At 73.9% G+C, this 11,011-nt stretch carries 9 protein-coding genes; 5 read left to right on the forward strand and 4 right to left on the reverse strand.

All coding sequences use genetic code 11. From position 1 onward, the window contains the following. Positions 1-401: 401 nt before the first annotated feature. The 3 genes from sepH to EV383_RS02900 all read right to left on the reverse strand — a co-directional run bounded on the left by sepH (position 402) and on the right by EV383_RS02900 (position 4,316). A complete protein-coding gene (gene sepH, locus EV383_RS31565) occupies positions 402-1,847 on the reverse strand; it encodes a septation protein SepH (protein WP_207223415.1) in 1,446 nt (481 codons plus the stop codon). A 283-nt stretch (positions 1,848-2,130) separates the two neighbouring features. Next, on the reverse strand, positions 2,131-3,288 hold the full coding sequence (gene serC, locus EV383_RS02895) for a phosphoserine transaminase (RefSeq protein ID WP_130288475.1): 1,158 nt from the start codon (positions 3,286-3,288) through the stop codon (positions 2,131-2,133). A 41-nt stretch (positions 3,289-3,329) separates the two neighbouring features. Further along, positions 3,330-4,316 (reverse strand): GlxA family transcriptional regulator, encoded by a 987-nt coding sequence (locus tag EV383_RS02900; protein WP_130288476.1) that lies wholly within the window; start codon positions 4,314-4,316, stop codon positions 3,330-3,332. A 71-nt stretch (positions 4,317-4,387) separates the two neighbouring features. On the opposite strand from EV383_RS02900, the gene EV383_RS02905 reads away from it, so the two are divergent. The 4 genes from EV383_RS02905 to EV383_RS02920 all read left to right on the forward strand — a co-directional run bounded on the left by EV383_RS02905 (position 4,388) and on the right by EV383_RS02920 (position 8,730). Next, positions 4,388-5,686 carry an MFS transporter gene (locus EV383_RS02905; protein ID WP_242622861.1) on the forward strand — a complete coding sequence of 433 codons (1,299 nt, stop codon included), beginning with the start codon at positions 4,388-4,390 and terminating at the stop codon, positions 5,684-5,686. A 98-nt stretch (positions 5,687-5,784) separates the two neighbouring features. After that, a complete protein-coding gene (locus tag EV383_RS02910) occupies positions 5,785-6,345 on the forward strand; it encodes a cupredoxin domain-containing protein (RefSeq protein WP_130288477.1) in 561 nt (186 codons plus the stop codon). 374 nt (positions 6,346-6,719) lie between these two features. After that, positions 6,720-7,691, forward strand: a complete 972-nt coding sequence (locus EV383_RS02915) for a DUF7847 domain-containing protein (RefSeq protein ID WP_130288478.1) — start codon at positions 6,720-6,722, stop codon at positions 7,689-7,691. A gap of 58 nt (positions 7,692-7,749) precedes the next feature. Beyond that, positions 7,750-8,730: an SMP-30/gluconolactonase/LRE family protein gene (locus EV383_RS02920; protein WP_165438212.1), complete on the forward strand. Its 981-nt coding sequence runs from the start codon at positions 7,750-7,752 to the stop codon at positions 8,728-8,730. Positions 8,731-8,788: 58 nt separating this feature from the next. On the opposite strand, the gene EV383_RS02925 is transcribed toward EV383_RS02920, so the two are convergent. Beyond that, positions 8,789-9,937 (reverse strand): citrate synthase 2, encoded by a 1,149-nt coding sequence (locus EV383_RS02925; RefSeq protein ID WP_130288480.1) that lies wholly within the window; start codon positions 9,935-9,937, stop codon positions 8,789-8,791. A 276-nt stretch (positions 9,938-10,213) separates the two neighbouring features. Between EV383_RS02925 and pdxH the strand changes: the two genes are divergently transcribed. Continuing rightward, positions 10,214-10,876, forward strand: coding sequence for a pyridoxamine 5'-phosphate oxidase (pdxH, locus tag EV383_RS02930; protein ID WP_130288481.1), 663 nt, complete (start codon positions 10,214-10,216; stop codon positions 10,874-10,876). The last annotated feature ends 135 nt before the right edge of the window (positions 10,877-11,011 follow it).

Raw genomic sequence — 11,011 nt, forward strand, 5'->3', positions numbered from 1 at the left:
CGCGCGCCGAGCCTGTCGACGCGCGCCGAAGAGGTTGTCGCGCGCCGAGCACGTCGACGCGCACCTCACCGCGTGCGCGTTGCCGTGGGGAGCGCGCGTCGGGGTGGGGAGCGCGCGTCCGGCGGGGGCGGCACCGGATACGGATCCGGTGCCGGCGCGCAGCGGGGCCGCTCGGGCGGTTCGCTCCCGGGAACTCCGCCGAGATGCGGCTCATCGCGACTTGTCGATCACCGGACGACCGTGGGACGCATCTCGGCGGCGGTCCGGGATGGTTCACGGCCTCAACCCGGTCGCGTACGGACCGGCCTCCCGCGTGCCGCGACGGGCGCGGGACCACCGAACCGTGCGCGGTCCGGCCGTACGGCGGACCGACCCGGGGTCGTCCCGGGGCGGAGGAGTTCTCAGCGCTGTCCGCGGACCCCGAGCAGGACCTCGTCCCAGGACGGCATGACCGGCTTGCCCTTCTTGGTCCGCGGCCGGGCGGCCGGGCGCGCGCCCGGCGCAGGCTTGGCGGCCTCGGCCTCGGCGGTCTCGCCCGGCGTGTCGGCGGCGGCCTCCTCGTCGGCGGGAGCGACGGACGCGGCGGGCTCGGACACGGCGGTGGACCCGGTCGTGCCGGGCTCGGTCGTGCCGGACCTGATCGCGGCGGGCTCCTTCTCCCACGGCGGCGTCGCGGGGGCAGCCGGCTCGGCGGGAGCGGATGAGGACGCCGTCTCGGCCGGTGACTCGCCAGGAGCGGGCGCCGCGGACGCGGCCGGGATCTCCGCCCGGTCGGCCACCGGTATGCCGTCGGCCCGGGGTGGACGTTCCTGCGCCGCGGGACGCGACGACTCGGCGGGACGCGACGACTCAGCCGGACGCGACGACTCGGCGGACTGCGATTCGGCGGGGCGGGACGACTCGGCAGGCCGCGAGGGCTCGGTCGGGCGCGGCGGCTCGGCAGGCCGCGAGGTCTCGACCGAACGCGACGGCTCGGCCGGGCGGGATGTCTCGGCCGGACGCGACGGGATCGGCGACCCGGCGTAGGCGCTCGCACCGCGGGCGGTCTGCTCGGTCTGCTCCTCGGTCTCGCGCTGACGCGAGCCGTGGGTCGGGGCCGGCGGGCTGGACCGGCGCTGCTCCGGGGCGATCCCGCCACGAGCGGGGCGCGGGTCACCCGACGCGCGGGCCTCCCCGGCGGCGGCCCGGACGTGCTCGGGCGTCGGGGCGGGCTCCGGCTCCTCGTCCCGGGCGATGTCGATCACCGGGCCGAGCGGGCGGAGCGGGCGGGCCGGCAGACCCTCGACCAGGTCGCTGGCGTGCTCGTCGAGCGCGACGACGGTCCCGCCGTTCGCGCCGGGCTGGAAGGCCCAGTGCGCGGCGTTGTCCGAGTGCCCGGCGTGCCAGGACAGCGCGACGACCCACTTGCCGTCGTCGCCCTTCCAGGAGTCCCAGGCGGCCTCGACGTAGTCCTGCCCGCGCAGGCCGAACGTGTAGGCGACGGTCTCTCCGAGCGTCCGGACGTCGGGGCCGTCGGTGCGCTGCGGGTGGGCGCCCTGGGCGAGCTCCGCGGTGCGGGAGCGTTCCAGCAGCACCGGGTAGGCGAACCGCTCGATCTTCTGGACCGGCACCCCGGCGGCTGCGGCGACCTGCTCGACCGAGGCACCGCCCCGGATGCGTGCCTGGATCTCCCGTGGGCGCAACTGACTCTCCAACTCGATCGCGATCTGGCCGAGCCGGGTCACGTCACCCCGGGCGGCAGCGCGCAGCTGCTCGTCGGCCTGCACGGTGTAGCGCTCGCGACGGCCCGGGTCCTCGAGGACGACGGCACCGTCCCCGGTCACCCCGACGACCCGCAACGCGCGCATCGATCTGCCCTCCCGCTTTCGTCCCCGTCCGGGTGACGGTAGATGGCCGGACCCCGGCATCGGGTGAGGCGCGCCGACGCGGGATTTGCCTGGTCGACGACGGTCACCGGATCCGGGGTGTCACTGTTCTCACGGAACGTACGCAGAATTGCACGTCGCGTCAGATCTGGGGCAGTTGGGGTTCATGTGGCTGATGTGACTACAGCGGGTTGACCAGGGGTTCCCTGGACACACGACGGCCGGGCCTCCCGAAGGATGACCCGGCCGTGTGTCGGTGAAGGGCTCAGCCCAGCTGCTCGACCACCCAGTCGATGCAGGAGATCAGCGCCGAGACGTCGTCCGGCTCGACGGCCGGGAACATCCCGACCCGCAGCTGGTTGCGGCCCAGCTTGCGGTACGGCTCGGTGTCCACGACGCCATTCGCGCGGAGGACCTTCGCGATCGCGGCGGCGTCCACCGCGTCGTCGAAGTCGATGGTGCCGACCACCTGGCTGCGGTGCGCCGGCTCGGAGACGAACGGCGTGGCGAAGGTGCTCTTGTCGGCCCAGCCGTAGAGCCGGTCCGAGGAGTCGCGGGTGCGTGCCACGCAGCCGTCGAGCCCGCCCAGGCCGTTCATCCAGTCGACCTGCTCGGCGAGCAGGAACAGGGTGGCCACCGCCGGGGTGTTGTAGGTCTGGTCCTTGCCGGAGTTGTCCACCGCGGTGGTCAGCGACAGGAACGGCGGGATCCAGCGGTCGGAGGCGCCCAGCTCGGCGACGCGCTCCAGCGCGGCCGGGCTCATCAGCGCGATCCACAGGCCGCCGTCGGAGGCGAAGCCCTTCTGCGGGGCGAAGTAGTAGACGTCGGCCTGGTTCAGGTCGACCGGGAGGCCGCCCGCGCCGGACGTCGCGTCGATCGTGACGAGCTGGTCCGCGGTCGCGCCCTCGGGCCGGACGACCGGCACCGAGACGCCGGTCGAGGTCTCGTTGTGCGCCCAGGCCAGGACGTCGGCCGAGGGGTCCGTGGCCGGCTCCGGCGCGCTGCCGGCGTCCGCGGAGACCACGATCGGGTCGGCCAGGAACGGCGCACCCTTCGTGCTCTCGGCGAACTTGGCGGAGAACTCGCCGTAGGTCAGGTGCAGCGAGCGCTCGCGGACGAGACCGAAGGCGGCGGCGTCCCAGAACGCCGTCGAACCGCCGTTGCCCAGCACGACCTCGTAGCCGTCGGGCAGCGAGAACAGCTCGGACAGACCGGAGCGGACACGCCCGACCAGCGACTTCACCGGCTTCTGCCGGTGCGAGGTGCCCAGCAGCGACGAACCGGAGGCGGCCAGGGCGGCCAGCTGCTCGGGGCGGACCTTGGACGGTCCGCAGCCGAAGCGGCCGTCCGACGGCAGGAGATCGGCGGGGATCTTCAGATCGGTGGGGATCGAGGTCACGGCCTCCAGTGTTGCAGCCCGCATCCGCGCCGCCACCCGCGCGGTGCGCGGGAGCACAGACGGGATCAGCCGTCCGCCGGGGCCCGGTGCGCGCGCCGATAGGCCAGCGGCGACATCCCGATCTCGGCGCCCAGGTGCATCCGCATCGACGCCGGGCTGCCGAACCCCGCCCGGGCGGCGAGCCGGTCCACGGGGAGATCGGTGGTCTCCAGCAGCCGTCGTGCCAGCTCGACCCGTCGTGCGGCGAGCCAGCGCGACGGGCTGAGCCCGGTCTCGGCACGGAACCGGCGGGTGAACGTGCGCTCGCTCATCGACGCCCCTTCGGCCAGCTCCGCCAGGGTCAGGGGCCGGTCGAGGTTCTGCAACGCCCAGGCGCGCGCGGCCGCGGTCCCCGGGCCCTCCTCGTGCGGGACCGGGCGCTCCACGAACTGCGACTGCCCGCCCTCCCGCCATGGCGCGACGACGTTGCGCCGCGCCACCGACGCGGCCACCTCGGCCCCGTGGTCACGGCGGATCAGGTGCAGGCACAGGTCGATACCGGCTGCGTTGCCGGCCGAGGTGAGGACGTCGCCGTCGTCCACGAACAGCACGTCGGGGTTCAGCCGGACCTGCGGGAACAGTCGCCGGAAGCGGTTGGTGAACAGCCAGTGCGTGGTGGCCGGGCGCCCGTCGAGAAGGCCGGCCGCGGCGAGGGCGAACGCCCCGGTGCAGATCGACATCACCCGGGCCCGTCCGTTCGCGTCGCGCAGCAGCGCGGCGACCGCGGGATCCGGCTCGCCGTCGCGGATCGTCGCGGTGCCGCGGGACGCGGGCACGACCAGGGTGCCGGCGTCGGTGAACGCCTCCGGGCCGTGCTCGGGCTGCACCGCCCAGCCGTCGGAGGTCCGGACCGGTCCACCGTCGAGCGAGGCCACCCGCACGTCGTAGAGCGCGCGTCCGTCGTCGTCCAGGGCACCGCCGAGGATCCGGCCCGGGATGGCGAGCTCGAACGCGATGACCTCCGGCGAGGCCAGCACGGCGACCCGATGGGCACGTGTCCGGTCGTCGGCCATGGCTGAATCTTGACATATATCGGCCGTCCGGCCACTTCCCTGCGGTGACGCGGGGGAGAACAGTGAGCCGGGTGAGCGACCTCCGTGACCCCGCGCCCGCCGACGTGCCCGCCCGCCGCCGGCGGATCCACCCGGCGTGGTGGGCGGCGGGCGCGACGTTCCTCGCGCTGCTCGGCGCGGCCGGGTTCCGGTCGACGCCGGGGGTGATGGTCGAGCCGTTGAACGCGGAGTTCGGCTGGTCGATCGGGGCGATCTCGTTCGCGCTGTCGGTCAACCTGGCCCTGTTCGGGCTGACCGCGCCGTTCGCGGCCGCGCTGATGGAGCGCTTCGGTGTGCGACGGGTGGTGAGCGGCGCGCTCGTGATGGTCGCGGTCGGCAGCGGGCTCACCGTGTTCATGACGTCGGTCTGGCAGCTCGTCCTGCTGTGGGGCGTCGTCGTCGGCCTCGGCACCGGGTCGATGGCGATGGCGCTGGTGGCGACCGTCGTCGGGCGCTGGTTCGTCGCCCGGCGCGGTCTGGTCTCCGGGATCCTCACCGCGGCGACCGCGACCGGGCAGCTGATCTTCCTCCCGGTGATCGCCGCGATCGTCACGACCGACGGCTGGCGCCCGGCCGCGCTCACGATCTCCGCCGCGGCGCTCCTCGTCGTCCCGGTGGTGCTGCTGATGCTGCGCGACCGCCCGTCCGACGTCGGGGTGCTGCCCTACGGGGGCACCGCCGAGGACGTCGTCGCCGCCCCGCCCCGCAGCGGGGTCGCGGTGATGGCGGTCCGGGCGCTGGGCTCCGCGCTCCGGGTGCGCACGTTCTGGCTGCTCGTCGGCGGGTTCTTCGTCTGCGGCGCGACGACGGCCGGGCTGATCCAGTCGCACTTCGTCCCGGCCGCGCACGACCACGGCATGCCGGCGACGACGGCCGCGAGCCTGCTCGCCGTCGTCGGGATCTTCGACCTGGTCGGGACGGTCGCGTCCGGGTGGCTGACCGACCGCTACGACCCGCGGATCCTGCTGGCCGTCTACTACGGACTGCGCGCGGTCTCGCTGGCGCTGCTCCCGCCGCTGTTCGGCTCGGACCTCAACGCCAGCATGTTCGCCTTCGTCATCTTCTACGGCCTGGACTGGGTGGCGACCGTCCCGCCGACCCTGGCGCTGTGCCGGGAGGTCTTCGGGCCGTCCGCGCCGATGGTGTTCGGCTGGATCTTCGCCTCGCACCAGCTCGGTGCGGCGTTCGCGGCCCTGGTCGCCGGGCTGGTGCGCGACGCGCTGGGCAGCTACGACGCCGCCTGGTTCGGCGGGGCGGTGCTGTGCGTGGTGGCCGCGGGCCTCTCGATCGCGATCCGGAAGACCCCGCGCCCGGCGCCCGTCATCGGGTGAGTGTCCCGGTCGATCCGGGACACCGGTCCGATGCGCCCGGGACGGTCCCCGGGGTCGACTCGGTCCCGCACGCCCACCGCGACGGGACGGGGCCGACGATGCTCGCCGACAGCTGGACCAGTCCGATCACCACCACCTCCGGGACCTGGCGTGGGCTGCTGATGTTCTGCGCCGGCGCGATGCTCGTCGCGACCGCCGCCCTGCAGGCGGTGGGTCGCTTCGTCGGGTTCCCGTCGCTGGTCGTCGTCGGTCTCGCGATGCTGGTCGGGCTCGCCCTGCTCGCGATCCGGCAGGCGTTCCTGATCGTCACGGTGCTCGCGGTCCTGGTGGGCAGCACGCTCTACCTGACTCCGGCCGTCGACCAGACCCGGCCCGGTGACCTGCGGGTGGCCCGGGAACGGACGGGGTGGGGACTGTTCACCGACCGGGCCGGACGGGTGATGACCCCCGCCGTCCTCACCGCGGAGCCCGGCCCGGTCGCGATCGCGGTCACCAACACCGACCCGCTCGTCGGGGCGACGTTCGACATCGACGAGCTGGACGTGCACGTCCGCATCGCGCCGGGGAGCTCGGTCCGCGTCGTGGTCGACGCCCCGCCCGGGCGGTACCGCTTCTCCGACGACACGTTCCTCGCCGAGGGGGTGCTGGAGGTGCGCTGAGGCCGCGAGGCCTCCCGACTCGTTGGCGAATCGTGTCCCACCGTCCCCCGCGGGACTGCCAGGATGCCGATCACCAGCAGAGCAGCCGGGGGGCTGACATGACCGACACACCCGACCGACCGGGGGACCAGCAGGGATCGGGCGAGGAGCCGGGTCCGGAGGACCGGCCCGGCCGGTACCCGCCCTACCCGCAGCAGGGGCACCCGCCGTACCCGCAACCGGGATATGGGACCCCGTACCCGTACCCGGGCCCGCCCCAGCCCGGACACCCCCAGCCCGGCGGCTACCCACAGGCAGGCGGCCATCCACAACCGGGCGGATATCCACAGGGGGCCTGGGGACAACAGCCAGGTTGGGGACAACCGCCCGGCTCCGTGCCCCCGTGGCAGGCCCCGCGGCCCGGCATCGTGCCGCTGGCCCCGTTGAGCGGACCGGACATGCTGACCGGCGCGCTGCGCTACATCCGCTCGCACTGGGTGGTCACGCTCGTCCCGTCGGCGGTGGTGATGCTGGTGCTGGTGGCGGCCCAGCTGCTGCTGCAGTTCCGGATCGTCGGGTTGGTCAACGCGGCGGAGAACGGTGCCTCGGCCGACGCCCTGGGCGCGGCTTTCCTGGCCGAGTTCCTCTGGACCATCGGCCTCGTCGTGGTGCTCTCGCTCGTGCTGTACCCGCTCGTGCTGTCGATGCTCTACGGCGTGCTGGTCCCGGCCGTGCTCGGCCGGACGGTGCCGTTCGGGCAGGCGCTGAGGGAGGGGCTCCGCAGGGTCCCGTCGATGCTGGGGCTCTACCTCGTGATCACCGTGCTCGGACTCGTGGTGGTCGGCGTCGGGATCTCACTGGCGGTGCTGATCGGCGTCGCCGGCGACGGCTCCGGGCTCGCGATCCTCGCCGCCGTCCTGGTCGGGATCGCCGCCTACGCCGCGTGGTTCTGGATCGCGGTGACGCTCATGCTCGCGCCGCCGGCCCTGGTCGTGGAGGGGGGCGGGGTCGGCACGGCGCTGGCGCGGTCGCGGGCCCTGGTGCGCGGCGCATGGTGGCGCACGTTCGGGATCCTGCTGCTGGGCGTCCTCGTCGTGGTGGCGTTCAGCGTCCTGGTCAGCATCCCGACCAGCCTGCTCGGCGCCGGGACGATGACGTCGGCGATCTCCGCCTCTCCGGGGGAGGTGCCGTCCCTGGCGGCGTTCGGGACCTACTTCGTCATCCTCGGGATCGGGTCGTGGATCGTCGGCACCGTCTCGATGCCGATCGTCGCCGGGGTGACCGGTCTGATCTACCTGGACCGCCGGATGCGGACCGAGGGCTTCGCACAGGAGCTCGCCGCACAGGCCGGGACACCGGGGGCGTAGACGCGGGCCGCCGGAGCGGGTACCTCTAGTGATCGCCGACGACCGACGAGGAGTGACCGTGACGGTGACCGCCGACGACCTGAAGCGCATCGGGAGCGATCTCAATCGGCCCGAGTCCGTCTTGGCCACGGCGGCCGGGGACCTCTACACCAGCAACGCCGACGGCGGCGTCAGCCACATCCGCCCCGACGGCGGCCAGACCCGCTACCTCGGTACGACGGCCGACCTGCCCGACGGGCTGCACCCGAACGGGATCGCGCTGGAGGCCGACGGCTCGTTCCTGATCGCCCACCTCGGGCAGGGTGAGCGGGAGGGCGGGGTGTTCCGGCTGCAGCGCGACGGGCAGCTGACGCCGGAGCTGCGCGAGGTCGACGGCGTCGCACTGCCCCCGACCAACCACGTCACCCGGGACCACCGGGGGCGCCTGTGGATCACCGTGTCCACCACGGTGCACCCGCGCGACACCGACTTCACCGCGGACGCGAAGAGCGGCTTCGTGGTGTTCGACGACGGCCGCGGCCCGCGGATCGTCGCCGACGGGCTGGGCTACACCAACGAGTGCCTCCCGTCCCCGGACGGACGCTGGCTCTACGTGAACGAGACGTTCACCAAGCGGCTCTCCCGCTTCCCGCTCTCGGAGTCCGGCGAGCCCGGGCCCAAGGAGGTCCTCGCCGAGTTCGGGCCCGGCGAGTTCCCGGACGGCCTCGCGCTCGACGTCGACGGCGGGGTCTGGGAGGCGTGCGTCGTCTCCAACCGGGTGATCCGGGTCCTCCCCGACGGCACGAAGGAGACCTGGCTGAACACCGCCGACCGCGGGCACGTCGAGGGCGTGGAGGAGGCCTGGCTGTCCGGGCGGATGCGCGCCGCGCACATCGGCGGGCGCGGCGGGTTCTCCCCGCTCGGCCAGGTGTCGTCGCTGGCCTTCGCCGGTCCGAAGCGCCGGACGCTCGTGCTCGGCTCCCTGCGCAACCCGTACCTGGTCTCCGCCCCGGCCCCGGTCGCCGGCGTGGAGCCGCCGCACTGGAACGTCACGGCCTGAGACGACGGGAGGCCCCTCCGGACCGTGTCCGGAGGGGCCTCCCGCGTACGGCGTCGGGTCAGGGGGTGCCGACCAGGTCCCAGCCCTCGACGTCCTGCGGCGAACGCGGGCCCGGTCCGATGTACTGCGCGGACGGGCGGACCAGCTTGTTCTCCCGCTTCTGCTCCATGATGTGCGCCGACCAGCCCGCGGTCCGGGCGCTGGTGAACATCGCCGGCATCATGTGCGGCGGGACCTTCGCGAAGTCCAGGATGACCGCGGCCCAGAACTCGACGTTGGTCTCGATCGGGTGGTCCGGACGGCGCTCCCGCAGGATCGTCAGCGCGGCCTTCTCCAGCGCGGCGGCCACCTCGAAGCGCGGCGCGTCGAGCTCCTGGCAGGTACGGCGCAGCACGCGGGCGCGCGGGTCCTCGGCCCGGTAGACCCGGTGCCCGAAACCCATCAGCTTCTCCTTGCGGTCCAGGATGCCGCGGACCAGCGAGTCCGCGTCCCCGGTGCGCTCGGTCTCGTCGATCATCGGCAGCACCCGGGCCGGCGCGCCGCCGTGCAGGGGGCCGGACATCGCGCCGATCGCGCCGGACAGCGAGGCCGCGACGTCGGCGCCGGTGGAGGCGATCACGCGTGCGGTGAAGGTGGAGGCGTTCATGCCGTGCTCGGCGGCCGAGACCCAGTAGGCGTCGACGGCCTTGACGTGCGCCGGGTCGGGCTCGCCGCGCCAGCGCGTCATGAAGCGCTCGGTGATCGTCGAGCACTCGTCGATCCGGGACTGCGGCACGGCCGGGACGCCGATCCCGCGCGCGGACTGCGCGACGTAGGACAGCGCCATCACCGAGGCGCGGGCGAGGTTCTCGCGGGCCTCGGCCTGATCGATGTCGAGCAGCGGGCGGTAGCCCCAGTACGGGGCGAGCATGGCCAGCGCGGCCTGCACGTCGACCCGGACGTCACCGGTGTGCACCGGCAGCGGGAACGGCTCGGCGGGCGGCAGGCCGTGGCCGAAACGGCCGTCGACGAGCAGGGCCCACACGTTGCCGAACGTGACCTTGCCGGCCAGGTCCTCGATGTCGACGCCGCGGTAGCGCAGCGCGCCGCCGTCCTTGTCCGGTTCGGCGATCTCGGTGCGGAACGCGACGTGGCCCTCGAGGCCCGACTTGAAGCCGGGCGGCGGCGGGGGTACCTCGGTCTGTGTGGTCGAGGTTTCTGCGGACACCGGGTCTCCTTCGGCTCGGTCCGGTCTGACTGGCGACCGGTGGACGCGGGTGCCGCGGCCGACGACGGTGCCGGGGTCCGGACGTCCGCTGTGCACGGGCGCCGAACCAGCGCCACCTTCCTCCGGGCGGCACCGCGCGAGCAACGCGGCAGGCCGTGTCCTCCGTCACGAGCTGCTCCGATGTCACCCGATGCGGTGATGCGGCCCCCGATCGGCGGGGTGCGTGCGCCGCCGCGGGCACCTACCGTCGCGGCGGTACCCCGTGAGGAGACGCCGATGTCGGACAGCACGCTGGAACGGTCCCTGCCCCGGATGCGGATCGACTACGAGAGCCGCCCCTTCGACGTCGAGGACCTGGCGCCGACCTGGCACGAGCAGCTCGCCGCCTGGATGGACGCCGCCCGGGAGTACGGGGTCGCCGAGCCGAACGCGATGGTGCTGGCCACCGCGGACGAGCACGGCGTCCCGTCCTCGCGCACGGTGCTCTGCAAGGGCCTCGACGAGCGCGGTGTCGTCCTCTACACGAACTACACCTCGCACAAGAGCCGCGACCTGAACCTGACCCGGGTCGCGTCGGTGACGTTCCCGTGGTTCGCCATGCAGCGCCAGGTCCAGGTCATGGGCCGGGTGGAGCGTTGCAGCGACGCCGAGTCCGACGCCTACTGGGCCGAGCGCCCGCGCGGGTCGCAGCTGGGTGCCTGGGCCTCGGCGCAGTCGACCGTGGTCGCCCGGCGCACCGTGCTCGACGACGCGCTGAGCACCGTCACGCAGCGCTTCGCCGACGTCGAGGAGATTCCGCGGCCCCCGCACTGGGGCGGCTGGCGGATCGTGCCGTGGCAGGTCGAGTTCTGGCAGGGCCGCCACGACCGGATGCACGACCGGCTCCGTTTCGAGCTGGGCCGCGACGACGCCTGGCAGGTGCGGCGACTGGCCCCCTGAGGGGCAGTGGTGCAGAACTCCGTGGGCGTCGGGCTTGCGTCGTGTAACTGTGGTCGGCGTGAGCAGCTCTGACCCGAACGGTCCCACCCAGCCGGTCCCCGGCCCGGGCGGCGACGAACCGGTGACCCGCCCGAC

The organism is Pseudonocardia sediminis (assembly GCF_004217185.1).
Taxonomy (GTDB): Bacteria; Actinomycetota; Actinomycetes; order Mycobacteriales; family Pseudonocardiaceae; genus Pseudonocardia; species Pseudonocardia sediminis.